General features: G+C 54.3%; 24 protein-coding genes. 12 read left to right on the top strand and 12 right to left on the bottom strand.

The features are described from left to right. Positions 1 to 11: 11 nt before the first annotated feature. The 5 genes from V9K92_RS08110 to V9K92_RS08090 all read right to left on the bottom strand — a co-directional run bounded on the left by V9K92_RS08110 (position 12) and on the right by V9K92_RS08090 (position 3,622). Positions 12 to 428, bottom strand: a complete 417-nt coding sequence (locus V9K92_RS08110; RefSeq protein WP_337353737.1) for a hypothetical protein — start codon at positions 426 to 428, stop codon at positions 12 to 14. Between the two features lie 115 nt (positions 429 to 543). Next, a complete protein-coding gene (locus tag V9K92_RS08105; RefSeq protein WP_307283575.1) occupies positions 544 to 1,467 on the bottom strand; it encodes a cytochrome c in 924 nt (307 codons plus the stop codon). Positions 1,468 to 1,477: 10 nt separating this feature from the next. Then, on the bottom strand, positions 1,478 to 1,927 hold the full coding sequence (locus V9K92_RS08100) for a c-type cytochrome (protein ID WP_336440908.1): 450 nt from the start codon (positions 1,925 to 1,927) through the stop codon (positions 1,478 to 1,480). Between the two features lie 136 nt (positions 1,928 to 2,063). After that, positions 2,064 to 3,047 (bottom strand): D-alanine--D-alanine ligase family protein, encoded by a 984-nt coding sequence (locus V9K92_RS08095; RefSeq protein WP_307283569.1) that lies wholly within the window; start codon positions 3,045 to 3,047, stop codon positions 2,064 to 2,066. A 188-nt stretch (positions 3,048 to 3,235) separates the two neighbouring features. Then, entirely contained in the window at positions 3,236 to 3,622 is a 387-nt protein-coding gene (locus V9K92_RS08090) for a hypothetical protein (RefSeq protein WP_115051972.1), read from the bottom strand. A gap of 209 nt (positions 3,623 to 3,831) precedes the next feature. On the opposite strand from V9K92_RS08090, the gene V9K92_RS08085 reads away from it, so the two are divergent. Beyond that, on the top strand, positions 3,832 to 4,908 hold the full coding sequence (locus V9K92_RS08085; RefSeq protein ID WP_337353736.1) for a CaiB/BaiF CoA transferase family protein: 1,077 nt from the start codon (positions 3,832 to 3,834) through the stop codon (positions 4,906 to 4,908). 109 nt (positions 4,909 to 5,017) lie between these two features. Here V9K92_RS08085 and V9K92_RS08080 read toward each other — a convergent pair whose 3' ends face one another. Together V9K92_RS08080 and V9K92_RS08075 are read right to left on the bottom strand one after the other, a co-directional pair. Continuing rightward, positions 5,018 to 5,617: a superoxide dismutase gene (locus V9K92_RS08080; RefSeq protein ID WP_115051974.1), complete on the bottom strand. Its 600-nt coding sequence runs from the start codon at positions 5,615 to 5,617 to the stop codon at positions 5,018 to 5,020. Between the two features lie 154 nt (positions 5,618 to 5,771). Further along, positions 5,772 to 6,650, bottom strand: coding sequence for a branched-chain amino acid aminotransferase (locus V9K92_RS08075; RefSeq protein WP_307283557.1), 879 nt, complete (start codon positions 6,648 to 6,650; stop codon positions 5,772 to 5,774). A gap of 354 nt (positions 6,651 to 7,004) precedes the next feature. Here V9K92_RS08075 and V9K92_RS08070 point away from each other — a divergent pair, with 354 nt between their 5' ends. After that, on the top strand, positions 7,005 to 7,715 hold the full coding sequence (locus tag V9K92_RS08070; protein WP_115052201.1) for a L,D-transpeptidase: 711 nt from the start codon (positions 7,005 to 7,007) through the stop codon (positions 7,713 to 7,715). Positions 7,716 to 7,932: 217 nt separating this feature from the next. Here the strand turns inward: V9K92_RS08070 and V9K92_RS08065 are convergent, their stop codons facing one another. Further along, the gene (locus V9K92_RS08065) at positions 7,933 to 9,465 is read right to left on the bottom strand and encodes a helicase HerA-like C-terminal domain-containing protein (protein ID WP_336440905.1); all 1,533 of its coding nucleotides are present in this window, start codon (positions 9,463 to 9,465) and stop codon (positions 7,933 to 7,935) included. A 288-nt stretch (positions 9,466 to 9,753) separates the two neighbouring features. Between V9K92_RS08065 and V9K92_RS08060 the strand changes: the two genes are divergently transcribed. Further along, positions 9,754 to 10,119, top strand: a complete 366-nt coding sequence (locus V9K92_RS08060) for a DUF2267 domain-containing protein (protein ID WP_115051976.1) — start codon at positions 9,754 to 9,756, stop codon at positions 10,117 to 10,119. Between the two features lie 56 nt (positions 10,120 to 10,175). On the opposite strand, the gene V9K92_RS08055 is transcribed toward V9K92_RS08060, so the two are convergent. Beyond that, on the bottom strand, positions 10,176 to 10,940 hold the full coding sequence (locus V9K92_RS08055; RefSeq protein WP_115051977.1) for an SDR family oxidoreductase: 765 nt from the start codon (positions 10,938 to 10,940) through the stop codon (positions 10,176 to 10,178). Positions 10,941 to 11,128: 188 nt separating this feature from the next. On the opposite strand from V9K92_RS08055, the gene V9K92_RS08050 reads away from it, so the two are divergent. The 3 genes from V9K92_RS08050 to corA are packed head-to-tail and all read left to right on the top strand — an operon-like array spanning position 11,129 to position 15,693. Further along, positions 11,129 to 12,562 carry a methylmalonyl-CoA mutase subunit beta gene (locus V9K92_RS08050; protein ID WP_337353735.1) on the top strand — a complete coding sequence of 478 codons (1,434 nt, stop codon included), beginning with the start codon at positions 11,129 to 11,131 and terminating at the stop codon, positions 12,560 to 12,562. Positions 12,563 to 12,566: 4 nt separating this feature from the next. Next, the gene (scpA, locus tag V9K92_RS08045; RefSeq protein ID WP_337353734.1) at positions 12,567 to 14,699 is read left to right on the top strand and encodes a methylmalonyl-CoA mutase; all 2,133 of its coding nucleotides are present in this window, start codon (positions 12,567 to 12,569) and stop codon (positions 14,697 to 14,699) included. A 1-nt stretch (position 14,700) separates the two neighbouring features. Next, complete coding sequence (gene corA, locus V9K92_RS08040) at positions 14,701 to 15,693, top strand: magnesium/cobalt transporter CorA (protein ID WP_115051980.1); 993 nt, start codon at positions 14,701 to 14,703, stop codon at positions 15,691 to 15,693. A gap of 264 nt (positions 15,694 to 15,957) precedes the next feature. On the opposite strand, the gene V9K92_RS08035 is transcribed toward corA, so the two are convergent. Both V9K92_RS08035 and V9K92_RS08030 read right to left on the bottom strand, forming a co-directional pair. Beyond that, on the bottom strand, positions 15,958 to 16,431 hold the full coding sequence (locus V9K92_RS08035) for a GreA/GreB family elongation factor (protein WP_115052202.1): 474 nt from the start codon (positions 16,429 to 16,431) through the stop codon (positions 15,958 to 15,960). Positions 16,432 to 16,522: 91 nt separating this feature from the next. Next, the gene (locus V9K92_RS08030) at positions 16,523 to 17,545 is read right to left on the bottom strand and encodes an asparaginase (protein ID WP_115051981.1); all 1,023 of its coding nucleotides are present in this window, start codon (positions 17,543 to 17,545) and stop codon (positions 16,523 to 16,525) included. Positions 17,546 to 17,637: 92 nt separating this feature from the next. On the opposite strand from V9K92_RS08030, the gene V9K92_RS08025 reads away from it, so the two are divergent. Next, positions 17,638 to 18,375 carry a DUF3750 domain-containing protein gene (locus tag V9K92_RS08025; protein WP_307286451.1) on the top strand — a complete coding sequence of 246 codons (738 nt, stop codon included), beginning with the start codon at positions 17,638 to 17,640 and terminating at the stop codon, positions 18,373 to 18,375. Positions 18,376 to 18,508: 133 nt separating this feature from the next. Further along, the gene (locus V9K92_RS08020; protein ID WP_337353733.1) at positions 18,509 to 19,180 is read left to right on the top strand and encodes a class I SAM-dependent methyltransferase; all 672 of its coding nucleotides are present in this window, start codon (positions 18,509 to 18,511) and stop codon (positions 19,178 to 19,180) included. A 9-nt stretch (positions 19,181 to 19,189) separates the two neighbouring features. On the opposite strand, the gene V9K92_RS08015 is transcribed toward V9K92_RS08020, so the two are convergent. Further along, entirely contained in the window at positions 19,190 to 20,356 is a 1,167-nt protein-coding gene (locus tag V9K92_RS08015; protein WP_115051984.1) for an acetyl-CoA acetyltransferase, read from the bottom strand. 153 nt (positions 20,357 to 20,509) lie between these two features. On the opposite strand from V9K92_RS08015, the gene betI reads away from it, so the two are divergent. From betI to betB, 4 genes are all read left to right on the top strand, one after another. Next, a complete protein-coding gene (gene betI, locus V9K92_RS08010; RefSeq protein WP_337353732.1) occupies positions 20,510 to 21,112 on the top strand; it encodes a transcriptional regulator BetI in 603 nt (200 codons plus the stop codon). Continuing rightward, positions 21,109 to 22,629 (top strand): choline-sulfatase, encoded by a 1,521-nt coding sequence (gene betC, locus V9K92_RS08005; protein ID WP_337353731.1) that lies wholly within the window; start codon positions 21,109 to 21,111, stop codon positions 22,627 to 22,629. Before betI ends, betC begins: the two co-directional genes overlap by 4 nt. 7 nt (positions 22,630 to 22,636) lie before the next feature. Beyond that, the gene (betA, locus tag V9K92_RS08000; protein WP_337353730.1) at positions 22,637 to 24,286 is read left to right on the top strand and encodes a choline dehydrogenase; all 1,650 of its coding nucleotides are present in this window, start codon (positions 22,637 to 22,639) and stop codon (positions 24,284 to 24,286) included. A gap of 164 nt (positions 24,287 to 24,450) precedes the next feature. Beyond that, complete coding sequence (gene betB, locus V9K92_RS07995; protein WP_337353729.1) at positions 24,451 to 25,914, top strand: betaine-aldehyde dehydrogenase; 1,464 nt, start codon at positions 24,451 to 24,453, stop codon at positions 25,912 to 25,914. Positions 25,915 to 25,969: the final 55 nt, after the last annotated feature.

Raw genomic sequence — 25,969 nt, 5'->3', positions numbered from 1 at the left:
GCCGCGACTTATTATTCTTCGCGTGAGGCAAGGCACGGATCGAGGACGATATGGGTTTTATCCAATATTCTCATGCCGCCGCGAATGAGAATATTATCTCCAAGTTTCATCCCGTTACCTGAATAGGTGATGCACATCACCTGCACGCCCGATTGCGGACATATCGCCAGATACCAAAGCGCTTCATCGCTATGAATATAGGTGAGAGGCCCCGAAGCCCATAGATCGATGCGATTGCCTTCAGGTGTTTCAAGCCCGGCAATTATTGCCGCCAGGCCTTCGCACGATGCATTTTGTTTGGGCATCTCCTCCGGTCCGGCCAAGCCTGGACGTTCGGAAAATACGGTACCCTGCGCCAACGCTGCAGAGCTAAGACCGCTGAGCATAAGTAAAACAAGGCAGTAATTACGCGCTGATTTGTAAAACATTGCTCTGGCTGCCGCTCCTATCACTGTAGAAGCCGCCAATGGATGACACAATTAGGCACGCTGCAAGCAACGAATTCCAAGGCCTGGCATAAGTAAATCTTATGTCGCCGGCAAATCACTGCGCGGCGGGATAGCCATTCGCATGGGCCGGAATAGCTTTCAGATAGGCGGCAATCGCATCCCGGTCAGACGGTTGCAGATGGGACATGTTCTGCACCACATCGGCCATAGATCCACCCAGCGAATCAAAATCAGGCGTGAATCCACTTTCGAGCGAATAGGCGATATCCTGCGCCGACCAGGAATCAATACCGCCCTCGCCGCCGGTAATATTAGGCACGACACCCTTGCCTTCCGCCGCCTTGGCACCCGCAAGCCACAATGTCTTATCTGGTCCGCCAATGGCGTTGCGCGGTGTATGGCATTCGCCGCAATGGCCAGGGCCTTCGACCAGATATTGGCCGCGCTTGATCGCATCAGTTGCATTGGCAATCGTCAGCACCGGCTGATCGGACAGATAAAGCCGCTTCCACAGGCCAATGCCGCGCCGCACGGTAAAAGGGAAGCTCAGCTTATGCGGGCCTGCAACATTTTCCGAGGGCGGCAAAGTCTTCATGAAGGCATAAAGATCGGCAATGTCCTGCAATTGCATGCGAGCATAGGATGTATAGGGAAAGGCAGGATAATAGTGTCTTCCGTCCGGTGAGACACCATGGGTCATCGCATTGGCAAAATCAGACAACGACCAGCCTGCAATTCCCTGATTGGCAGGCGAAATATTCGGCGTCACAAAGGTGCCAAAGGGCGTGACCAATTCCTCGCCGCCACTTAAAACCAGTCTGGCATCACCAGTCGCGCCCGGAGCGGCGTGGCAGGAAGCGCAGCCGCCTTGCCAGAATACGCTCTGTCCACGTGTTGCATCGCCCGGCGTGGTGGCTGCCAGCTTTGTCTCATCAAGTCGAGTTGGCGCAGACAGCAACCAAAAACCTGCGCCGCCAAGGATCAGGAGGCTGAGTAGGAATTTGAAAATCCGGCGCATCACCGGAAAATCAGTTCTTTTTTATGCGGAAAGCCTGATGACAAGTGCCGCAATTCTGCGTCACCTGATTGAATGCAGTCTTGAAGCTTTCAAGGTCTTTCGGATCAGCGGCAACGGCGGCAGCCACATCGGCTTTATATTTGTCGATAGCAGCAACAAAGGCCGCATTATCTTCCCAGATTTTCGGCGAAGCCGTTGTATCGCCCGTATCACTGCCTGCAGGGAAAAGGGTGGCAGGATCAAGCTTCTGCGCATCATCATTGATCTTTTTCAAAGCTGTCATGACGGTGGCGGCATCAAAGGGTTTTTCTCCCTTGGCGATGGGAGCGATGCTTCCGACTGCCTTTCCCTGATCCTTCATGAGTGCTTGCCTGTCGGCTATGGGATCGGCGCTTGCCGTGGTGGCAAAAACTGCAAGTGCCAGCAATGGCGCGGCAGACAAAGCAATCAGTCTTTTCATCGAATAGAGTCCTACTCTTGTGGCTAATAAGAACTTGGCTTCAAGGGCTTGGGATCACTCTAGTCAAAAGTTTTCGAATTGCACGGGCACAGCGCAATCACATTTTCGTTTGCTGGCGGTTTCAGTAAAAACCCATTTATGCGCTGGCCGAAGTGGCAATCTCGATTTGTCCGTGAAGAAACTCTTTGAAGCTGATACCTTGCGCCGCCAGAGCTTTAGGAAAGAGCGAGGCGTTCGTTAGGCCGGGCAGAGTATTGATCTCAAGGAAGATCGGACCGTCGGCAGCGATGATGAAGTCGCTTCTCGAATAGCCGCGCGCTCCAATGGCTGAGTGCGCTTTTAAGGCCAATGTTTGCAGCGATGTATTGGTCTTCTCGTCAAAGGTGGAAGGGCAAAGCTCATTTGTCTGAGACGATAGATATTTTGCTGCGTAATCAAATACGCCATCGGCGGGCCGGATTTCAACCGGCGGCAGCGCGATCAGTTCTCCCTCATGCTCCAGGATACCGCAGGTGGCGTTTACCCCCTCAATGAATGGCTCTATCAAGTAGGCTTCTTTCTGCATCACCTGTTCGAGCTCATGAATGTCTTCTGGGTTGTTCACAAACAAAAGGCCATAGCTCGATCCGTCTGCTACCGGCTTTGCTACGAGCTTTCCATAAGTGCCAAGATCGTTGGCAGCAGATGCGAGCGAGAGGGTTGGCGGAGTTGCAATGCCAAGCACGGCAACAGCTTCCTTACTGGCAACCTTGTCAAATGCCAGTCGACTGGCCTTGGACCCGCAACCGGTAAATCTGGCGCCGCGTGTCTCACAAAGAGCGGCGAATTCCCCATTTTCTGCCATGCCACCGTGCAAACCAAGGATAAGCACGCGATGCTCCTGAGCGGCGCGATCAATCGCGTCTTCAATGGATCCAATAACTTCGCCAATGGCTGGCAAATCGACCTCAAAGGGGCGCGAATGCCCCATAAGATGGTCCCGCTCGCAGCTTCGGATAATCCCGTCGCTGCCCCAGAACCAGAGGTCCGCTTCCGGAAGCGTAGCGGCGATGGCTTGCGTACTTGCAACTGAAACGAGGCGCTCACGATTTTCGCCGCCGAAGAGGATTATATTGCCCATGCAGTTGAATTCCCCAGATCTTTACAATGGGCCCACCTCTTATGGATTTGATGGCTTTTTCAAGGAGCGGCCACGCCCACAACCATTCAACCGGCTGCCTGAAATTGCCTTCGAAAAGCAGGTCACACAAAAAAGCCCCTCCATCTTGTGATGAAGGGGCTTTTTTCATGTTGCCGCAGCGAGCCTGGTTACAGATCGAAGATGATCTGCGCGTTGCCTGTCCGGTAATAATGCGGACGATAGTGGCGCGGGCGATCATATCGACGGTCCCAACGGCGATAATGTGGCCGGTCCCAACTGCGGTAGTACGGCCGATCATATCGACGATAATGCGGGCGGTCCCAACGGCGATGATGGCGGCGCTCCCAGCGATCGCGGCGATCCCAACGGCGTTCGTAACGATCGCGACGATGCCACCTGCGGTGATCAACCTTCTGAACCAGCGTGTCAGCACCGGTTCCAGTCGCTTCAATCGATCTTTGCACCGTTGCAGGTGCGGCGCTGGCCGATCCCGCAGTTCCCAGAGTACCAACCGATATCAAAACAGCACAAATTGCTGAAATCAGCTTTCTCATTGTTCCTCCAGTGAACACCTCTCAGAATGAGGGCATCCAGCGTGTTAAAAGTCCCTAAGGTATTAGACTTAAGTCTAATCCTCTGAACGACAGATGAACAACCAATATGGCAAGGCGAAGGCGTAAAATTTTTGCCGGATGACTCGCTGGCCACTGGGCATTAAAAATGCCAACCTGCCTCGAATAATCGCGTCCGAGGCTGGCTACTCATGGAAAATATGCCCCCACGGCAAGGTCCGCTTGCAGGCATTAAGGTACTGGAATTTATAGGGCTTGGCCCTGCTCCGCATTGCGCCATGCTTCTGGCAGATCTTGGTGCAGATGTTGTGAGAATTGAGCGGTTGGGAGGCAATGGCTGGCCCAATCCCGTTCAAGATCGTGGACGCCGCATTCTGCAATTGGATATACGTGCTGATTCGGGGCGCACTCGGTGTCTCGAACTAGCGGCAAAAGCGGATGTGCTTATTGAGGGTTATAGGCCCGGCGTGATGGAACGGCTTGGCCTTGGACCAGATATTTTGCGAGCTCTCAACCCCCGTCTGGTTTATGGCCGCATCACGGGCTGGGGACAGACTGGCCCGCTCGCTCAGACCGCCGGACACGACATCAATTATATCGCTCTTGCGGGGGCGCTTGCTTCGATGGGCACGAGCGGCCCTCCTCTGCCGCCACTCAATCTGGTTGGCGATTATGGCGGCGGGTCGATGCTTCTGGCCTTCGGTGTTCTTGCTGCACTGATCGAGCGGCAAAGTTCAGGCAGAGGACAGGTTATCGATGCCGCGATTATAGATGGCGTCTCGTCCCTGATGAGCCTTTTTACCGGGCTTGCAGCGACGGCAAGCCTTTCCATGGAGCGTGACAGAAATCTCCTCAACGGAGCGGCGCCCTATTACCGCAGCTATGCCTGTTCTGATGGACGCCACATTGCTGTTGGGGCGTTAGAGCCGAAATTCTTTGCCGAATTATTGGAAAAGCTGGGCATGGATACACGGTGGCTGGCATTGCAGAACGCCTATGAAAACTGGCCCGAACTTGAAGCGGAATTTACCCGAATCTTTGCCATGCGAACGCAGGCAGAATGGTGCACATTGCTCGAATCCACGGATGCCTGTTTCGCACCGGTGTTGACGTTAAGCGAGGCACCGCATCACCCGCATATGCAGGCGCGCAAGACCTATATTCAAATGGATGGCCAGCAGCAATCTGCACCGGTCCCCAGATTCTCCCGAACACCGGGCGAAGCAAGGTCTTCGGTTACGCTGAATCCGGAAGATGATATTTGGTAATTTCAGGCTTGCGCTGAATTGCCGTTGCGGTTCGCCAAACCAAAACAGACAGCTCAAAATAAAACGGCCCCGATAAACGGAGCCGTTTCAGACCGTTTATGAAACTGGTTTATTTGGCTTTTTCGTAAAGCTCGGCAACATAGTCCCAATTGATCAGGCTATCGACAAAGGCTTCCAGATATTTTGGACGGGCATTGCGATAATCGATGTAATAGGAATGTTCCCACACATCGACGCCTAGAATTGGCGTTGCGCCGTGAACCAGCGGGTTTTCGCCGTTTGGTGTCTTGGAAATTTCGAGCTTGCCGTCTTTGACTGAAACCCATGCCCAACCCGAGCCGAACTGTGTTGTGCCAGCTGCGATGAAATCCGTGCGGAACTTGTCATAGCCGCCGAGGTCGGATTCAAAAGCCTTTTCCAGAGCGCCGGGAAGCTTCTTGCCGCCGCCGTCTTTCTTCAGCCAGTTCCAGAAATGCAGATGGTTGTAATGCTGACCGGCATTGTTGAACAGGCCAGCGTTCTTTCCATAGGATTGCTTGACGATTTCCTCAAGGGAAAGGCCCTCAAGACCGGCTTCGGCAGCCAGTTTGTTGCCGTTATCGACATAAGCCTTGTGGTGCTTGTCATGGTGATATTCGAGCGTTTCGCGGGACATAAAGGGTGCGAGCGCGTCATAATCATACGGCAGTGCGGGCAATTCGAAAGCCATGGAAGTCTCCTCTTCGATCTATATCTGTGACGGGATAGGCTGCCCGTTCGGGTGATGACCTATCCTGACAAAACCTGCCTTGGTTACATAGGTCCGTATTTGTTCGGGAGCAATGCGAAACGGATCAATATTTCGGCTTGAACGCATTATCGGGTCAAATTTTCGGCCCGGCATGGGCGAACTCCCAATAAAGCTCTCTCGCCTTGCGGGCTATCGGACCGACTTGCAGCTCACGGTCCTCAATTTTGATAACGGGCACAACCTTCGAATGGTTCCCCGTGGAGAAAATCTCGTCCGCCTGAAGGAAATCCTGAACCGTCAACGTCGTCTGCGTGGTACGGAAACCATAGTCAGCCAGAACATCGATAATACGCGAACGGGTAATGCCTGAAAGGAACGTGCCGTTTGGTGCCGGGGTGAAAATATGCCCGTCCTTGACCATGAATATATTGGAGCTGGCCGTTTCAGCCACATTGCCCAGCATGTCGAGAACCAGCGCATTGTCAAAACCGCGCGAACGCGCTTCCAAAATGGCCCGGCCATTGTTCGGATAAAGGCAACCGGCCTTGGCATTGGTCGGCATGGTTTCAAATGTGGGGCGGCGGAAGGGCGAAACGCTTAGCGAGAAGCCGGTCGGTTCAAGCATGGGCGCTTCGTAAATGCTCAGGCAAAAGCGGGTGGACTCAGGATCGGCCGGTACGCCCATATAGCCGCCATGTTCGCCCCAATACATGGGCCGGATGTAGACCGCTGTCTTGCCATCGAATTTTTTCAGGCCATCATGGGTCAATCCGACGATTTCGTCGGCACTCATCGTCGGCTTCAGCCCCATGGCAATGGCTGAAGTGTTGACGCGGGCGCAGTGCAGATCGAGATCGGGCGCCACGCCCTCAAACCAGCGCGCGCCATCAAACACGGTAGAAGCCAGCCACATGGCATGGGTGCGCGGACCAATCAGCGGCACGTTTCCCTCATACCAATCCCCGTCGACATAGGTCCAGGTTGCGGTTTGCGCTGCTGAATTAACTGCCATGATGCTGATTCCGTTCATGCTGATTGTGTTGAAGCAACGAAAAGCCATTTAGCGCTGAGGTCAATAGCCGTAATCGACTGCCCCACCAATAAACGGACTGCATTGATGTGATGCGTGGTTCGCGAACCACGCACAATATTAATGCAGTCACCTTTCCTCACGAAGTGTTTATCATCAGACAGGTTTAGAAAGCAGCGGATGCACCGCGTTTCTGTTGCCCGCGCGCAACAGTTGTGAGCTTGCCTTGTTTATGCCCTATTGCTAACGGTTCATCGCCATATTCTTTGTGCGTTTAGAGCATGTTACCAATAGTGACTGCGTGCTGAACTTTCCCGCCACCAACCTGGTTTAATGATGCAAAACACACTTACACGTCGCGGCTTCCTCACGGCAATGACTGCAACTGCAGCAGCCGGCCTCGCAGGATGTGCACAGATCCGCGGTGATATGCCGGTCATCAAGGTCGATGATTATGGCAATCCGCTAAGACCCGGAACTGACGTTGATCCGGCTTTGGGCTCCTATGAGGCCATGTATTCAGCACGCGAAGATGGCGGCTTCCAGCTACCGGCCATACCGGTAAAAAAGATGGACCCGCGTTATCTGCGCCAGATCGTGCGCGATCCCACGGGCGAACAGCCGGGAACCATCGTCGTCGATACAAACACAAAATTTCTTTATCTGGTGCGCGAAAATGGCGAGGCCATCCGTTACGGCGTTGGTCTTGGTCGTGAGGGTTTTGCATGGTCAGGCCGCGCCATTGTTCAGTGGAAGCGCCATTGGCCCAAATGGACTCCACCGGATGAGATGATTGCCCGCCAACCGGAATTGGCTCAATATAGCTCTGCAAATGGTGGCATGGCGCCGGGTCTGAACAATCCACTGGGCGCGCGCGCGCTTTATATTTTCCAGAACGGCGTGGACACGCTCTACCGCCTGCATGGATCACCGGAATGGTGGACAATCGGCAAGGCGGTTTCGTCAGGCTGCGTGCGCTTCATCAACCAGGATATCATCGATCTTTATGATCGCGTTCCAAACAAGACGCCGATTCTCGTTATTTAAGCTTATGCCGCTCAAACAAAGGCTGATGGAGCAATCCATCGGCCTTTTGGATGCTGATGACAGTACTGTTACGCTAAGGTCCTGCCTCGGTGTTCAGCAGTTAAAAAACTGCACTACTGCAATCGAGCATCATCACAGGCCCAGGAGGGGTTCGCGGGAGGGGCGCAATCGCCACTCACCATCTTTGCGCGTGTTCGGAATTCCGAAGGCGTTGAAACTAGCGTTTGCTGAGGCTTCCCAAAATCCCTCGGACCAGCGCGCGTCCGAGCGAGGAGCCGACGGAGCGGACAACGGATTTCATCGCGGCTTCCGCTACAGTTTGGCGACCACGGATCTGGCCACCGCGCGGACCGGTCTTGGTTTCACCGCCGAGAAAATCGGGAAGCTTCCAGCCGCCTGTACTATCAGCCTCTGCCTGCTGCGTTTGCGCCTCTTCTTCGGTTTTCGTCTGCACTGCCTTCTTCTGCAAAAGCTCATAGGCGGATTCGCGGTCGACCATTTCATCATAGATACCGGCAACTGGGCTGGCATTGATGAGTTTCTGACGCTCATCAATATTCAACGGACCGATGCGCCCCGATGGCGGGCGGATCAATGTCCGCTGGACCATGGAAGGCACGCCCTTTTCAGCCAGCGTGGAAACCAGGGCTTCGCCCGTGCCGAGATTGGTGATTGCTTCGAATGTGTTGAAGTCCGGATTGGCGCGGAATGTATCGGCAGCTGTCTTTACGGCATTCTGCTCGCGCGGCGTATAGGCGCGCAAAGCATGCTGCACGCGGTTACCAAGCTGTGCCAGCACCGTTTCAGGCACATCCAGCGGGTTCTGCGAGATGAAGAATACGCCGACACCTTTTGAGCGGATCAGCCGCACAACCTGCTCAACGCGTGTGAGCAGAGCTTTGGGCGCTTCATTAAAAAGAAGGTGGGCCTCATCGAAGAAGAAGACCAGGCGCGGCTTTTCCGGATCGCCGATTTCCGGCAATTCTTCAAAAAGCTCCGAGAGCAGCCAAAGCAGGAACGTCGAGTAAAGGCGCGGATTCATCATGAGCTTGTCAGCTGCAAGAATGCTGACCTGCCCCCGCCCATCGGTTCCGGTACGCATAATATCGGTGATTTTCAGTGCGGGTTCTCCGAAGAACTTCGTGCCGCCCTGCTGTTCGAGCACCAGTAGCGAACGCTGGATCGCTCCAACCGAAGGCTTGGTCACATTGCCGTAGCGTGCCGAGATTTCTTCAGCCCGCTCCGCAATATTAACCAGCAGCGATTGCAGGTCCTTCATGTCGAGAAGCAGAAGCCCCTCTTCGTCGGCGATCTTGAACGCGATATTCAAAACGCCTTCCTGCGCTTCCGTCAGATTCATCAGGCGCGAGAGAAGAAGCGGACCCATTTCAGAAATAGTCGCGCGGATCGGATGCCCCTGCTCGCCGAAAATATCCCAGAAGATAACCGGCGACGAAGCCATTGTGTAAGGATCGAGTTTTACGTCAGCTGCGCGTTTGACGAGAAAATCCTTCTCCTCGCCTTTGGCTGCGATCCCCGACAGATCGCCTTTGATGTCCGAGCAGAAAACCGGCACTCCGGCTGCGGAGAAGCCTTCAGCTAAAACTTGCAGCGTGACGGTCTTACCAGTGCCGGTTGCGCCCGTGATCAGACCATGGCGATTGCCGAATTTGAGCAATAACGACTCGGCCTGATTATAGCTGTCATCCGGCTTGCGGCTTGCACCAAGGAAAATACTGTCTGCGGCCATGTCGTTCTGTCCTCGTCACTGTCGTCACTTGACCCATGGTATAAACAGCCAAATCCCGTGCGACAATGGCAGAACGTCGATGTTACAGAAAAGCACAAAATGGTGAGCGTCCCCTTCAATGCCGATGCGATTACGGGAAAACAGGCGCTGCAAGAAAATCTTCACCTGCAATTGCATTTTAGTTGTGGAGGGTTGAAAACATGCGCCAGATGAAAACGAACACTTGTGTGATATGAATTTCACGCATATTACGTAAACGTAATTCAAGCCAGTTGGGAGATTGCACTTATGGATGAACTTATCGCTCGTATTACCGCCAATGTCGGCACCGACCCTGAAACCGCGCGCAAGGCGGTCGGCCTCATTCTGGCGTTTTTGCAGAAGGAAGCCCCTGCCGATAAGGTTGATCTGCTGATTGCTGGCGTACCCGGCAGCGAAGAGGCAATTGCTGAAGCCAAGGGTAGCGGCGGGTTACTTTCCGGCCTTATGCCCGGCGTTATGGGCCTTGGGTCGAAGCTGATGGGCATCGGTCTCGGCATGGGCGAAATCAGCGGCATTTCCAAGGAAACCATTGCGTTTGCACGTGAAAAGGCTGGAAGCGGCCCGGTCGACGAGGTCGTCAATTCAATTCCGGGTCTTAGCCAGTTCGTTTAAAACGGTCATTTTCGGACGCCGTGAAAACGCGCGCTTTAAAGCGCGCGTTTTCGTTTTTACGTGCGGTTGATCGATACGCCGCCATCAACAAGCATGGCCGAGCCTGTTGTAAAACTGGACGCATCAGAAGCGAGATAAAGCACAGAGCGAGCGATCTCCGCTGGCATTGCCCTTCGCTTAAGCGCATGCAGCCCTTCCACAAAGGAGAGTTTTTCCGGCGTATCCACCCAAGCTTCCGCCATTGTTGTTTCTGTGCCGCCGGGCAGAATCGCATTGACGCGAATACCTTGCGGTCCAAGTTCAGCAGCCAGCGATTTCATCAAGCCAATGACGCCCGCCTTGCTTGCGCCATAAGCAGCCGTTCCGGGAAATCCCACGGTGTAACCGACAAAGGTCGACGTAAAAATCAGCGAACCAGCCCCACGTTTCTGCATCGCCGGAATTTGGTATTTCGCACCCAGAAAGGCGCCTGTGAGATTAACGTTCAGCGTGTCTTGCCAGCCTTTCAATGTAATGTCGGGGGTCGCTCCCATCTCGCCATTGATACCCGCATTATTAAATCCGATATCCACCCCGCCAAATGTGTCCTCCGCCAGCTCCACCAATGCCTTGGCATAGGGTTCGTCTGCAACGTCTCCCGCAAGAGCAACCGCTTTGCCGCCCGCAGCTTCGATTTCCGCAACAAGCTTATCAAGCTCGTTTTGACGTCTTGCCGCCACAACAATATTCGCGCCTTCGCTCGCCAGGAGCTTTGCTGTTTCATAGCCGATGCCGGAACTTGCACCTGTGATAATGGCCGTTTTTCCGTTGAGGATTTTCATAATTTAAACCTTTCGCCTGTTCGTGACGGCCAAGCTTTCATGGATCACCAATGCCAGCCACCCGAAACCGGCGGCGAGGAAAATTCATTTTATTTTCAGTGCGTTGCGCTAGCGGCACTTTGCTTTGTTGCGAAGCAGCATGGTTCCACCTAAAGTCACAAACAAAGAACAGACTGCCGGGAGAAAGCATGGACGCGTCACTGCTCAAGGAAACTGAATTTGCGCAGACGACCCACGAAAAATGGGTCAAACTTGCGCAGAAAGCCTTGAAAGGCGCTGATTTCAACGAAACCCTGGTTTCCCGCACCGATGATGACATTGCTGTCGGCCCATTGTATCAGCGCGCCAGTAAGGCGCAGCTCACTCCGCGCAAAAACCCCTCCCAAGTCTGGCACATCGTACAGCGCATTGATGATCCAGATCCCGCTCGGGCAAATAAGCAACTATTGGAAGATCTGGAAAATGGCGCGACGGGAATCGCACTGGTTTTCGAAGGCGCACCTAATGCTTTCGGGTATGGGCTGCCAGCCACCCGTGAAGCTGTTGATCAGGTTTTGCGAGGCGTCCATCTCGACATGATTCACCTGCGGATGGACGTTCATCCAAAAAGCCGCGCCTGTGCTGACTGGTTCGTCGACTATATGCGGCCACGCGATATCAATCCGAAGACACTGAGCTTTTCCTTGGGTATCGATCCGGCGGCAACTTTGGCGGGAACGGGGCGTTTGCGCATGAGTATCGCCGCGCTGAAAGCTTCGCTGCCGCAGGCACTTGCCGGATTTTTCTCCGATGATCTCCCCGGTATTGTGCTGGAAGCCGATGGCCGCGTTTATCACAATGCCGGAGCCACCGAAGCGCAGGAGCTTGGTGCCATGCTCTCCATTGCTGCGGGGCATTTCCGGTTGTTTGAGGAAGCCCGCCAGCCCATTCACTATGCCGCGCCGCATATCGGTTTTGCGCTGTCAGTCGATCAGGATCAGTTTATTTCTATCGCTAAAATACGCGCGCTGCGCCGTCTCTGGGCGCGCTTGCAGGAGGCCTGCGATATCACCCCATCTGCGGCGATGATCCATGCGGAAACCTCGATGCGCATGATGACGAAGCTTGATCCGGAAACCAATATTCTGCGTACCACCATAGCGTCCTTCGCCGCTGCTATCGGCGGTGCAGATACGATCGCCATCCTCCCGCACACCATTACGCACGGGCTGCCGGATGGCTCTGCGCGCCGCCTTGCCCGTAACACCCAGCTCGTTCTTGCAGACGAAAGCAATCTTGCTTTTGTTGCCGATCCTGCCTGTGGTTCCGGTGCAGTCGAAAGTCTGACCGAAGCGCTATGCGAGGCAGCATGGAAAGAATTTCAAACCCTCGAGCGTGAAGGCGGCATTCTGCAAAGCCTTGTTGACGGCAAGCTCCAGGAGCGCATCGTCAATGCTCGCCATGCTCGGGCCGAGCGGTACAAATCCGGCGAGCGTTCGATCATCGGCACAACCGTCTTCCCGGCCGCCACCGAACGCCCTGTGAAAGTGCTGGACGCTCCGCACATGCCATTGCCAACGGACGGCGTGGTGCACTGCGAACCGCTGACATTTCCGCGCATCGACGAAACACTGCAGGCTTGAACCGATGAGAATTCCCGATTTTACCAAGATCGATTGGCAAGCACCGAAAAGCGCAGCCGCAAAGCCGGATGCTGCTGTCTGGAAAACGCCGGAAGATATCAAGGTCAGGCGCTCTTATGGCGATACGGCCTTGCGTGGCCAGCCACACCTTGATTCATTTCCTGGCGCTGCGCCCTTCATACGCGGCCCCTACCCGACCATGTATGTTCAGCAGCCCTGGACCATTCGGCAATATGCTGGGTTTTCGACGGCAGAAGAGTCCAATGCCTTTTATCGCCGTAATCTGAAAGGCGGACAGAAAGGGCTTTCCGTTGCCTTCGATCTCGCAACACATCGCGGGTATGATAGCGACCACCCTCGTGTTGCGGGCGATGTTGGCATGGCGGGTGTGGCCATCGATTCCATTCTCGATATGCAACAATTATTCGACGGCATTCCGCTTGGCGAGATGACTGTTTCGATGACCATGAATGGCGCGGTGCTTCCCATTCTGGCGCTTTACATCGTTGCTGCGGAAGAACAGGGCGTGCCACAGGAAAAGCTCGCCGGGACCATTCAGAACGATATTCTGAAAGAGTTCATGGTGCGCAATACCTACATCTATCCGCCCCAGCCATCCATGCGGATCATTTCCGATATTTTCTCCTACACATCGGAGAAGATGCCGAAATTCAATTCGATCTCGATTTCCGGTTATCATATGCAGGAAGCCGGAGCGACGGCAGATCTCGAGCTTGCCTACACCATTGCCGATGGCATTGAATATGCCCGCGCTGGCGTCGCTGCCGGTCAGGACATTGATACATTTGCGCCAAGACTTTCATTTTTCTGGGCAATCGGCATGAACTTCTTCATGGAAGTGGCCAAGTTGCGGGCGGCACGACTGCTTTGGGCTGTTTTGATGAAGAAGAACTTCAATCCCAAGGATGAGCGTTCGCTATCGCTGCGGACCCATTCACAGACATCAGGCTGGTCGCTCACGGCGCAGGACCCGCACAACAACATCATGCGCACCATGATTGAGGCGATGGCTTCAACGCAGGGGCATACGCAGTCTTTACATACAAATTCCTTTGACGAAGCCTTGGCTTTGCCAACCGACCATTCCGCACGCATAGCGCGTAATACGCAGCTGATCCTGCAAAAGGAGTCCGGAACAACCCGGATTATCGACCCGTGGGGTGGATCGGCCTATGTTGAACGGCTGACCTATGATCTGGCGGGGCGCGCCCTTTCGCATATTGAAGAGATCGAAACACTGGGCGGCATGGCCAAGGCCATTGAACAGGGCATTCCTAAAATGCGTATCGAAGCAGCGGCAGCCCGCACACAAGCGCGTATCGATAGTGGCCAGCAACCGGTGATCGGCGTCAATTCCTACCGCCCTACCGAAGACACGCTGGTCGATGTGCTCAAGGTCGACAATGCCGAGGTGCGCGCGCGCCAGCTTTCCAAGCTTCAGCAACTCAAAGGCACGCGTGATGTTGCAGCCGTCGATGATGCACTTTCCGTGCTGACTTCGGCGGCTAAATCAGGAAGGGGCAATCTGCTTGATTTGGCGGTTAAAGCCGCTCGTGCAAGGGCAACAGTGGGTGAGATCTCACTGGCGCTGGAAAAAGCCTATGGCCGTCATGTTGCAACCATTCACACGATTTCCGGCGTTTACCGCAAGGAAGTTGGAAAGAGCGAAGTTGTTGACCGCGTTCAGGCCAAGTGTGCAGCCTATGAAAGGCGGACCGGTGAAAAGCCCCGCATTCTCGTTGCTAAAATGGGACAGGATGGGCACGACCGCGGCCAGAAGGTTATCGCCACAGCGTTTGGTGATCTTGGTTTCGATGTGATCGTTGGAGCGATGTTCCAGACGCCTGAGGAAGTTGCGGAACTGTCAGCGGAAAGCAATGTGCATATTGTTGGCGTTTCATCGCTTGCTGCCGGACATCTGACTTTGGTGCCTGAACTCAAGGAGTCATTGAAACGTCACGGCCGCGAGGACATATTGGTCATCGTCGGCGGGGTTATTCCGCCGCAGGACTATGAAGCTGTTCTGCAAGCTGGCGCTGCTGCGATTTTCCCTCCAGGGACTGTCATAGGCGAAGCCGCAGAGAAACTGATTGATACGCTGTTGGATTCACTTTGAAATGATTACAATTTATACGCTTGATGGCGACCGTCTCGTCTCTCACATTGCGCAGGCTGGCGATCCGGCACCGGACAATGCGGTCTGGATCGACCTTTTGAATCCAACCCATGAAGAAGATGTTCAGACCGAGAGCTGGACCAAGGCCTCCATCCCGACCAAGGAAGACATGATCGAGATTGAGGAATCCAGCCGGTTTTATGCCGATAATGGCTCGCAATATCTTACAGCATCGATTCTTCACTCAACTGAGAATAAACACCACAGCATTGCGCCGATCACCTTCATACTGACCGGCCCTATGCTCGTCACAGTGCGTTACAGTGAGCCAAAAGCCTTCGCGCTTTACATCAGCCGCGTCAGCAAAGCTGGCAATGGGCTGATCAATGTCAAGTGCAGCGGCGTCACCATTTTGCTCGGCATCATCGAAGCTGTAACGGATCGCATTGCCGATATTCTCGAAGGTGTTGCGGGTGATATCGACCACAACTCATTTGCAATTTTCCGCCGGTCGGAAAAAGACCGGCCAATGACAACCAAGAATTTTCGTGACAGCCTCACCCGTATTGGCGGGCAAGGAGCGTTTCTTTCCAAAATTCGAGAAAGCATAGCGGGTGTAAGCCGTTTGCTGGTCTACATGACGGCAATCACCGACCAGAACACCTACAAGAAAGAAACGCGAGCCTGGATCAAATCACTTGAACGCGATACGCAATCGCTGAGCACCTATGTAGATTTTCTTTCCAACAAGATTACCTTCCTGCTCGACACAGTGGTTGGCCTCATCTCCATCGAGCAAAATGCCATCATCAAGATTTTTTCCGTCGCAGCAGTGGCTTTCATGCCGCCTACGCTGGTGGCCTCGATCTACGGCATGAACTTTCACTTCATGCCCGAACTCGACAAGGTTTGGGGCTATCCCATGGCGCTTGGCGTTATGATCGCCTCCGCCGTTATTCCACTGCTCATTTTCAAGAAGAAGGGCTGGCTTTAGATAATAGCGGTTGGCTTGACGGTTTGATGTATGGTCGCTGTAATCGAGCTTATATGACGGGGCCAAATTTACGTTGTTGCAGATGGAGGATGAGGTAGGTTTCATCTTTCCTGCAAAAATTATTGCCCGCTATAATTTAAAAGTGGACGACGAGTTGAGATTGATTGAGACGAAAGAAGGGTTTCAACCTACGCCCGTTGCCCCACCTTCAAAAGAAACGGAATAGATCCCTCTTTGAGAGGGTAGTTCGCGGCTCGCCCATAGTCATTCGTTTATTTGAATTTTCACAATTTCCCACTCATGACCATTCAGCACAAAGCTGTCGCCGATTGATTTGCCAAACATCAGATTGGCAATAGGGGATATATGCGAGATTTTTCCGTGACTTGCATCGGCTTCGTCCTCACCGACTATCTTCCAAACCTGCTTCTTGTCGTCCTCGTCGGCAATCGTAACCGTCATGCCGAAGCGCACAACATCGCTATCCGGATCAGGAATTGAGAGTTCAGCCGTTTCGCGCCTGGCCGACCAATAGCGCAGATCGCGGGATGCGCGGGCAATCATATTACGGTCTGCCTCGGCGTTTCCCTTTGCCAATTCGCCATGAGCCGCCGCCAGTTCTGCATCAATCATTGCCAATCCTTCGATTGTCACCAGATTACGATGCGTACTTAATGGGCGCTCGCCTAGATCAATCGATGAATTGCTGTCATCTTCTTTGGTAAAAGCTCTACTCATGAGGTTAAAGTAGGTACTGCGAGGGCTACCGACAAGTACGATGAGATAAGCCACCAATCCGTTGGCAAATCTCATCAGTTAGGAAAACAGATCAGTTGATCATCGCATCGGTCAGTGCTGGCGTTGGGCTGACCACACCAAAAGTCACGCCATTCCAGTTGCGCATTTCACGGTCAGCGAAGCGATCGAGCTTCGATTCCAGTTCGCTTTCATTGCGATAGATGCGGGCGAGCACTGTGGCAATGATTGCCTCGGAAGCCCGCGTCGTACCATCATCGCATTTAACGGCGATACCAAGTCCCAGTTCGGGCAGCGCGCCCACAAACACGCCTTCCGCACCAGTCTTGACGAATATGCGGCCCGGAGCCATTTCCATCAGTTTTGTGCAGGCACGCCCGGTTCCGGCAACGTAAAACGGCGCGGCCATCGCGGCGTCGAGCAGCCGCTTTGCAGCCTGTGCGCGGCGGGGCTCAAATCCGGTTCCGGTCGCCATGCGCGCAAACCCATGCGCCAGATTACGCAATGGAATTGCGTAAGTCGGGATGGAACAGCCATCCGTTCCACAATGATCCAGCGTGTGGGCTGCGCCAGTCACGCTTTCCATGGCGTCGCGTACCATGTCCTGCTCAGGCGAACCCAAAGCGGAATAACCTTGTGTTTCGATACCAAGATGCTTGCAGGTGCACAAAAAGCCCGCATGCTTGCCGGAACAATTATTATGCAAAGGCGTCGGCTGTTGCCCGCTTCTGGCAAGATCAATCAGCACGGATTGTTCAAATGGCCAGTGGGAACCACACTCAAGCGCTGTCGAATCAAGCCCGGCGCGGGACAGCATTTCGCCAGCCTTTGCGACGTGCAATTGCTCACCAGAATGAGAGGCACAAGCCATGGCGAGTTCCTCATTCCCAAAGCCATAGGCGTCCGCAGCACCACTCTCCACGAGTGGCAAGGCCTGTATCGCCTTGATTGCCGAACGTGGAAATGTGGGGCGCTCAATATCGCCGAGCGAGAACACAACCTTGCCATCCCCATCGGTGACAACAACTGCGCCGCGATGGCGGCTTTCTGACGTTTCGCCCCGAAAAACTTCCACCAGAACCGGATTGCTCATGATACCTAAATTTTCCCATCAATAGGGCTGAAATCGGCCCGAATTTATGCCGTTATAGATTGCTCCGTGTATCTTTCCAATGGAGAAACTGCTTGCTGAAGCTCTTCCGCCGTCTTGCGCTGTTTATCTTTGTAATGTTTCTAGCGCCGGCCATGATGGCAACAGGGTGGTGGATGACGCAGACCCACGCGGCGAACTGGCGTGATGCCGACTGGAGTTCAAGCGGTGTTCTGCTGGCTCAGCCTGCCGCCAACGATGCTGCAATCTATATTATGGCGGCGCGGACTGGCGGTCTCAAAGGCGCCCTCTCCCTGCATAGCTGGTTGGTACTGAAGCGGCCCGGGGCTACCAATTATGATCGTTACGATGTCGTTGGCTGGGGTAATCCCGTACGCAAGAACGCCTATGATGCGGACGGAAACTGGTATTCCAACAAGCCCACCATTATTCATGAGATTCACGGCGAGGAAGCGGCATCCCTCATCCCCCGGATTGAGGCTGCTATTACCAACTATCCTTACGCCGCGCACGGCAATTACGTTATCTGGCCCGGCCCCAACTCAAACAGCTTTGTGGCGCATGTCCTGCGAGCCGTGCCGCAAATCGGGATCGTCCTGCCTCCTAATGCAATTGGTAGGGATTTTCCTACGGAAGGCAGGCTTTTTGCTATCGATGATGACTGGCAAAATTTCCACGCAAACCTTTTCGGCTATGCAGGGATTTCAGCTGGCGCTCGCAGCGGTTTCGAGATTCAATTCATGGGCTTAGTTGCAGGTCTGGATATTTTGAATCCGGGACTTAAAGTTCCTGGATTTGGCAGAGTGGGCTTTTAAAGCAACGGGTTTTTTGCAAGGCAATTATTGTCCTCAAAATTCATGCGTCTTGAATATCAACTTATATGTAACATATATAGTTACATGATTTAGAGTACATTCCTCTTGGCTCTGCTCCCTAAGGAGATTTTGAATGGCATCCTTTTCCGACCCCGATATTGTTTCTGGATATGCGGCAAGAACCGAACAGCTCGTGCCGGGCCTTCGCCATCTGCATAAGATGACCGGCCTGCTTTTGGCGGAAAGGGCTCCTGCCGATGCGCGAGTGCTGGTGCTTGGAGCTGGCGGAGGAATGGAGCTGAAAGCGCTCGCGGAGCTGCAACCGGAATGGCGCTTTGATGGCATTGACCCGTCAGCGGAGATGCTTCAACTGGCCGAAACGAATCTCGGTTCTCTGACTTCCCGCGTGACATTCCAGGAGGGCTATATCGATAATGCGCCGGAAGGCCCTTTCGACGCTGCGACCTGCCTTTTGACGCTTCACTTCCTGCCGCGTAGGGAGAGGCTGCAAACATTGCGCGGCATCCAACGTCGACTGAAGCCAGGGGCACCTTTCGTCGCTGCGCATCACAGTTTCCCCACGCAAGGAGCGGAACCGGACAAATGGCTGACGCGCTATGCGGCTTTTGCATCCTTATCTGGGGTGCTTGCCTTTCAATCTGAAAACAATATCAGGACCATGAAGGAGCGGTTGCCGGTCCTCTCGCCTGAAGAGGATGAAGCCCTGCTTCGCGAAGCAGGGTTCTCCAATATCGAGCTGTTTTATGCTGGACTGACGTTCAAGGGTTGGGTTGCCTATAAATAACCCGCACCCCTATTTGATCCGCTCAAGCACCGAAACGTAGTTTGCCACGGCAGCACCGCCCATATTGAATATGCCGGCAAGCTTTGCGCCCGGCACCTGAATGCCGCCTGCTTCCCCGGTCAGTTGCATCGACGAAAGCACATGCATTGAAACGCCACTTGCGCCAATTGGATGACCTTTGGCTTTTAGCCCGCCAGATGGGTTGACTGGCAAGCGGCCGCCCATTGCGGTCTGGCCTTCGAGGGCAACCTTCGCGCCCTCTCCCGGTTTTGCCAGCCCCATCGCCTCATATTCTATCAGTTCAGCGATGGTGAAGCAGTCATGGGTTTCCACAAAAGACAGATCGTCAATCGTGACACCGGCCTGATTGAGCGCACGTTTCCATCCTTCCGCACAACCTTCAAACTGCAATATGTCGCGCTTGGAGATTGGCAGGAAGTCCTGCACATGGGCAGCGGCACGGAATGCTACGGCACGGCGCATCTTCAAGGCCGTCTGTGTGTCGGTCAGCACCAGCGCCGCGGCACCATCGGATACCAGTGAGCAGTCCGTGCGTTTCAACGGACCGGCGACAAACGGGTTCTTGTCACTCTCCTGACGGCAGAAATCATAGCCCAAATCCTTACGCATCTGCGCATAAGGGTTATTGACACCATTCTTGTGGTTTTTGGCAGCGATAGTGGCAAGGGCATCGGACTGGTCGCCATATTTCTGGAAATATGCCGCTGCAATCTGACCGAACACACCGGCAAATCCCGCTGGAATATCACCTTCTTCCGGCAGGTAAGAGGCCTTCAACAGGTTCTTGCCAATCTCCGGCCCCGGCGTGGAGGTCATCTTCTCAACACCAACAACCAGAACAACTTTTGCAGCACCGGCGCGAATGGTCTTGATACCTTGATGGACGGCCGCGGAACCTGTCGCGCAGGCATTTTCTACCCGTGTAGCCGGTTTGAAACGAAACGCATCGCTGGCTTGCAGAACCAGACTCGCGGTGAAGTCCTGCGGTGAGAAACCCGCATTGAAATGTCCCAGCACGATTTCATCGACATCTTCGGGGCCGATGCCCGCATGATCCAGCGCGCCCAGCGCCGCTTTGACGATCAGCGTTTCCACAGTTTCGCCTTCGAGCTTGCCAAACGGCAAGTGCGACCATCCAACGATGCAGGCTGTCATTTCATTCCTCCACAAAATGTCATGTACTTCAGCTAAACATGGACCTCCGGTCCTTCAAGGTAAATGTCGTATAAACACGTAATATCTGCATAAATTTTTTATTGATTGATCAGTCAATCAAGAATAGTCTTTCTTTCGAACGAGGACACTTTCATGCCAAAAGTCGGAATGGAACCACTGCGAAAACGCGCATTGATCGATGCTGCTATCCGCACGATCGGCGAGCGCGGTTCTTTGGATGTAACGGTGGCCCAGATTGCCCAGGAAGCTGGCGTTTCGGCGGCATTGGCGCATCATTATTTCGGCGGCAAGGAACAGTTGATCCTCGCCACCATGCGGCATTTGCTGAACGAGCTTGGCCAGGACCTTCTTGGCGCGCTACACAATGCACGAACGCCATCGGCACGCATCGCAGCTGTTATCGCTGTCAATTTTTCTGCGGCGCAATTTGCGCCGCAGACTATCGCTGCCTGGCTGACATTCTACGTTCATGCACAGCAGTCCGATGAGACGCGCCGTCTCCTACGGGTCTACGCGCGGCGCATGCATTCCAATCTTGCTTATGCCTTGCAGCAACTGACAGACAAGGAAACCGCGCTCCAGATAGCTGAGGGAACAGGCGCAATGATTGACGGCCTTTACATCCGCCACGCGCTACGCAATGGCGCGCCTGAAGCAGCCAAAGCCATAGCCCTCGTGGAAGATTACGTTACCACCAAGCTTGCCGCCTCCGAACGCTCAAGAGCCGCCCTATGAAGCCCAATATTCTTGTCATCATGGTAGATCAACTGAACGGAACGCTGTTTCCTGACGGCCCAGCCGATTTCATCCATGCGCCGCACCTGAAAGCCTTGGCACAGCGTTCGGCACGCTTTGCCAATACCTACACGGCTTCCCCGCTTTGTGCGCCTGCTCGCGCCTCGCTGATGTCTGGCCAATTGCCATCGCGAACCCAGGTCTATGACAATGCGGCTGAATTTGCCTCTGACATTCCGACCTATGCCCACCATCTGCGCCGCGCCGGCTACTATACGGGTCTGTCCGGCAAGATGCATTTTGTCGGGCCGGATCAGTTGCATGGACTTGAAGAACGGCTGACGACGGATATCTACCCTGCCGATTTCGGCTGGACGCCCGACTATCGCAAGCCTGGAGAGCGCATTGATTGGTGGTATCATAATCTTGGCTCCGTCACGGGTGCCGGCATTGCCGAGATAACCAACCAGATGGAATATGATGACGAAGTTGCGTTTCACGCACGCCAGAAACTCTATCAGCTATCGCGCGAGTCCGATGATACGGCCCGCCGTCCGTGGTGCCTGACCGTCTCGTTTACCCATCCGCACGATCCCTATGTGGCGCGGCGCAAATATTGGGACCTGTACGAGAATTCGCCTGCGCTTGATCCGCAAGTCGCAGCGATCCCTTTTGACCAACAGGACCCGCACTCGCAGCGCCTGTTGCATGCCTGCGATCACACGGCATTTGATATTACCCCTGAGCAGGTGCGCCGTGCGCGGCGGGGTTATCTCGCCAACATCAGCTATATTGATGACAAGGTTGGCGAGCTTATCGAAACCCTTGAAACCACCCGGATGCTTGACGATACAATCATCGTCTTCACCTCCGACCATGGAGATATGCTGGGCGACCGCGGCCTGTGGTTCAAGATGAACTTCTTCGAGGGCTCCGCCCGTGTGCCGCTGATGATCGCGGGCAAGGGCATCAAGCCTCAATTAATCAAGCAGCCTGTATCGACCCTCGACCTCAATCCGACTTTGGGCGCCCTTGCCGGCATTGATATTGCTGAAATTCTCCCCTGGACCGATGGCGAGGATTTGACCCCGCTGCTCAGCGGCAAGGATCGCAGCGGACCTGTGCTCATGGAATTTGCTGCGGAAGGTTCAAACGCGCCGCTCATATGTATTCGCACCGGCAAATATAAGTTCGTGCATTGCGAGATCGATCCGCCGCAACTCTTTGATCTTGAATCCGATCCGCATGAATTGACAAACCTTGCCGATGACCCGGCCTTCGCTGCCACAGTGGCAAAATTCATGGCTGACGTGCGGGAGCGCTGGAATCTCAAGGCCTTTGACGCTGCTGTGCGCGAAAGTCAGGCGCGGCGCTGGGTTGTCTATGAGGCGCTGCGCAATGGTTCTTATTATCCGTGGGATTATCAGCCGCTGCAAAAAGCCTCCGAGCGCTACATGCGCAATCATATGGATTTGAACGTTTTGGAAGAGAACGCCCGCTATCCGCGCGGCGAGTGAGACAGTCGTGGAAGCAGATTTCATTATAGTCGGTTCGGGTTCGGCAGGTTCCGCCATGGCATATCGCCTGTCGGAAGATGGAAAATATTCAGTGCTGGTCATCGAATTTGGCGGCACTGATATCGGCCCGTTCATCCAGATGCCTGCAGCGCTCTCATTCCCGATGAATATGAGCACCTATGATTGGGGCTTTACCTCAGAGCCTGAACCGCATCTGGGTGGGCGCACGCTCGTCACCCCTCGCGGCAAGGTCATCGGTGGATCATCCTCCATCAACGGCATGGTATATGTGCGGGGCCATGCTCATGATTTTGACCACTGGGCCGAAAGCGGCGCAACGGGTTGGTCCTATGCCGATGTGCTGCCCTACTTCAAGCGCATGGAACATTCCCATGGCGGTGAAGCCGGATGGCGCGGAACAGATGGCCCGCTTCATGTCCAGCGCGGACGCCGCGACAATCCCTTATTTCATGCCTTCGTCAAAGCAGGGCAAGAAGCAGGCTTCGAGGTTACTGAGGACTATAATGGTTCCAAACAGGAGGGCTTCGGCCCGATGGAGCAGACCATTCACAATGGCCGCCGCTGGTCAGCCGCCAATGCCTATCTGCGCCCAGCCCTGAAGCGCAAAAATGTGAATCTGATCAATGGCTTTGCCCGGCGCGTGATCATTGAGAATCAACGGGCCGTTGGTGTCGAAATCACGCGGCGCGGCAAGGTTGAAACTATTCGGGCACGACGCGAAGTTATTATTGCGGCCTCATCCATCAATTCGCCAAAGCTACTCATGTTGTCGGGCATCGGTCCAGCCGCCCATCTGAAAGAACATGGTATAAATGTCATTGCAGACCGACCGGGCGTCGGCCAGAACCTGCAAGATCATATGGAAGTCTATATCCAGCAGGAAAGTCTGAAACCGATAACTTTGAACTCCAAGCTTGGGCTGTTCTCAAAGGGATTGATCGGCGCGCAATGGCTCTTCTTCAAGACAGGTGACGGCGCGACCAATCATTTTGAATCCGCAGCTTTCGTGCGGTCCAAACCCGGTATCGATTATCCGGATATCCAATATCACTTCCTTCCTGCAGCAATCCGCTATGATGGGAAGGTCGCGGCCAAAGGCCATGGGTTTCAAGCCCATGTTGGTCCCATGCGCTCCAAATCGCGAGGCAGCGTCACGCTCCGCTCCTCCGATCCATTCGAGAAGCCCAAGATTTTGTTCAACTACATGTCGCATCCTGATGATTGGACGGACTTCCGCCATGCGGTACGGCTTACGCGTGAGATTTTCGGCCAGGATGCTTTGACGCCCTATCGGGGCCGGGAAATTTCTCCCGGCGCTCATATCCAGTCGGATGATGCAATTGACGATTTCCTGCGCGAACATGCGGAAAGCGCTTTCCACCCATGTGGCACTTGCAAGATGGGTGCGATCAGCGATCCAATGGCGGTTGTTGATCCGCAATGCCGTGTGATCGGCATTGAAGGTCTGCGCGTTGCGGATTCGTCAATTTTCCCGCGCGTTACCAATGGCAATCTCAATGGCCCATCGATTATGACCGGGGAGAAGGCCTCAGATCATATTCTTGGCCGCGATCCACTACCCCGTTCCAACCAGGAGCCTTGGATCAATCCACGGTGGAAAGTGAGTGATCGATGATCTTGCAGTACCATTATGGGTGGTTCGACAAGCTCACCATGAGGAAGGTTGATACTTTGCAAGGCGCCGCCGAGTTTTGCTGGTGCCATCATCCACCTTCCTCATGGTGAGCTTGTCGAACCACGCATAACGCCTATGCTACTTTTTAATTCAAGGAGAACATCATGCGCGCGCAGCCAAAGGCATCGCATTTCATCAATGGCCGCTTTGTAGAAGACAAGGAAGGCAAGCCGCTCGACGTGATCTATCCGGCCACCGGCGAATTCATTGCCAAACTGTATGGAGCAACGCCAGCGCTCATCGAACAGGCGGTACAAGCCGCTGCCGCTGCCCAGCCCGCATGGGCTGCTTTAAAACCTGTTGAGCGTGGCCGTATCCTTCGCCGCGCCGCCGACATCCTCCGGGAACGCAATGCAGAAATTGCGCATCTTGAAACCTTGGACACCGGCAAGGCCATTCAGGAAACGCTGGTTGCTGACCCTGCATCTGCTGCTGATGCGCTGGAGTTTTACGGGGGCATCATTGCTGGTTTCAATGGCGAGATGATCGAGCTCGGCGGGTCCTACGCCTATACACGCCGCGAGGCACTGGGCGTATGCGTTGGCATTGGGGCATGGAATTACCCGATTCAGGGTGCAGGTTGGAAATCCGCCCCAGCCTTGGCTGCGGGCAATGCCATGATTTTCAAGCCATCGGAAAATACGCCGCTTTCGGCCTTGGCGCTTGCCGAGATTTACAAGGAAGCAGGCTTGCCAGATGGTCTGTTCAACGTCGTCCAGGGCTTCGGCGATGTTGGTTCACAACTGGTTGATCATCCGCTGGTGGCGAAAGTCTCCCTTACCGGCTCGGTACCGACAGGCAAACGTGTGCTCGCACAGGCTGGCTCGCATATGAAACACGCCACAATGGAACTGGGCGGCAAGTCTCCCTTGATCATCTTTAACGATGCAGATGTCGAAAACGCTGTCGGCGGCGCGCTCTTGGGCAATTTCTATTCAACAGGACAGGTTTGTTCCAACGGCACCCGCGTTTTCGTACAAAGCGGTATCAAGGATCAGTTTCTCGACCGTCTCACCACACGCACAAAGGCCATCCGCCTCGGCGACCCGCTTGATCCGGAAATCCATCTCGGCCCGCTCGTCAACGCTGCACAACGCGACAAGGTTGTGTCCTATATTGAAAAGGGCAAAGCTGAAGGGGCCACATTGCATTTCGGTGGCGGCGTGCCTCAGATGCAGGGTTTTGAGGGCGGCTGCTTCGTCGAGCCGACCATTTTCACCAATGTGACTGATAATATGATCATCGCGCGTGAAGAAATATTCGGCCCGGTTATGACGGTGCTGGACTTCACTGAGGAAGAAGAGGTCATTGCCCGTGCAAATGACTCGGAATTTGGCCTTTCCGCTGGCGTTTTCACCAAGGACCTTTCCCGTGCCCATCGAGTGATAAGCCAAATCAAAGCCGGTACCTGCTGGATCAATACCTATAATCTGGCGCCGGTGGAAATGCCCTTTGGCGGCTTCAAGCAATCAGGCGTCGGACGCGAAAATGGCCTGGCAGCACTGTATCACTATAGCCAGATCAAGTCGGTCTATGTCGAGACCGGAAATGTGGAAAGCCCTTACTGAGGATCGTTGCGAGAACTACTAACCTCGCCGTCATCCTCGGGCTTGATCGAGGATG

Origin of the sequence: Phyllobacterium sp. CCNWLW109, assembly GCF_037203905.1 — a bacterium.
GTDB lineage: Bacteria > Pseudomonadota > Alphaproteobacteria > Rhizobiales > Rhizobiaceae > Phyllobacterium > Phyllobacterium ifriqiyense.
Note: the sequence above shows the minus strand (reverse complement) of the source record. Positions and strands in the feature narration are given on the sequence as shown.

Excerpts from the sequence above, each read along its gene's own strand:
- V9K92_RS08110 (WP_337353737.1), bottom strand. The coding sequence starts at position 428 with ATGTTTTACAAATCAGCGCGTAATTACTGCCTTGTTTTACTTATGCTC.
- V9K92_RS08105 (WP_307283575.1), bottom strand. The coding sequence starts at position 1,467 with ATGCGCCGGATTTTCAAATTCCTACTCAGCCTCCTGATCCTTGGCGGC.
- V9K92_RS08100 (WP_336440908.1), bottom strand. The coding sequence starts at position 1,927 with ATGAAAAGACTGATTGCTTTGTCTGCCGCGCCATTGCTGGCACTTGCA.
- V9K92_RS08095 (WP_307283569.1), bottom strand. The coding sequence starts at position 3,047 with ATGGGCAATATAATCCTCTTCGGCGGCGAAAATCGTGAGCGCCTCGTT.
- V9K92_RS08090 (WP_115051972.1), bottom strand. The coding sequence starts at position 3,622 with ATGAGAAAGCTGATTTCAGCAATTTGTGCTGTTTTGATATCGGTTGGT.
- V9K92_RS08085 (WP_337353736.1), top strand. The coding sequence starts at position 3,832 with ATGGAAAATATGCCCCCACGGCAAGGTCCGCTTGCAGGCATTAAGGTA.
- V9K92_RS08080 (WP_115051974.1), bottom strand. The coding sequence starts at position 5,617 with ATGGCTTTCGAATTGCCCGCACTGCCGTATGATTATGACGCGCTCGCA.
- V9K92_RS08075 (WP_307283557.1), bottom strand. The coding sequence starts at position 6,650 with ATGGCAGTTAATTCAGCAGCGCAAACCGCAACCTGGACCTATGTCGAC.
- V9K92_RS08070 (WP_115052201.1), top strand. The coding sequence starts at position 7,005 with ATGCAAAACACACTTACACGTCGCGGCTTCCTCACGGCAATGACTGCA.
- V9K92_RS08065 (WP_336440905.1), bottom strand. The coding sequence starts at position 9,465 with ATGGCCGCAGACAGTATTTTCCTTGGTGCAAGCCGCAAGCCGGATGAC.
- V9K92_RS08060 (WP_115051976.1), top strand. The coding sequence starts at position 9,754 with ATGGATGAACTTATCGCTCGTATTACCGCCAATGTCGGCACCGACCCT.
- V9K92_RS08055 (WP_115051977.1), bottom strand. The coding sequence starts at position 10,940 with ATGAAAATCCTCAACGGAAAAACGGCCATTATCACAGGTGCAAGTTCC.
- V9K92_RS08050 (WP_337353735.1), top strand. The coding sequence starts at position 11,129 with ATGGACGCGTCACTGCTCAAGGAAACTGAATTTGCGCAGACGACCCAC.
- scpA (WP_337353734.1), top strand. The coding sequence starts at position 12,567 with ATGAGAATTCCCGATTTTACCAAGATCGATTGGCAAGCACCGAAAAGC.
- corA (WP_115051980.1), top strand. The coding sequence starts at position 14,701 with ATGATTACAATTTATACGCTTGATGGCGACCGTCTCGTCTCTCACATT.
- V9K92_RS08035 (WP_115052202.1), bottom strand. The coding sequence starts at position 16,431 with ATGAGTAGAGCTTTTACCAAAGAAGATGACAGCAATTCATCGATTGAT.
- V9K92_RS08020 (WP_337353733.1), top strand. The coding sequence starts at position 18,509 with ATGGCATCCTTTTCCGACCCCGATATTGTTTCTGGATATGCGGCAAGA.
- V9K92_RS08015 (WP_115051984.1), bottom strand. The coding sequence starts at position 20,356 with ATGACAGCCTGCATCGTTGGATGGTCGCACTTGCCGTTTGGCAAGCTC.
- betI (WP_337353732.1), top strand. The coding sequence starts at position 20,510 with ATGCCAAAAGTCGGAATGGAACCACTGCGAAAACGCGCATTGATCGAT.
- betC (WP_337353731.1), top strand. The coding sequence starts at position 21,109 with ATGAAGCCCAATATTCTTGTCATCATGGTAGATCAACTGAACGGAACG.
- betB (WP_337353729.1), top strand. The coding sequence starts at position 24,451 with ATGCGCGCGCAGCCAAAGGCATCGCATTTCATCAATGGCCGCTTTGTA.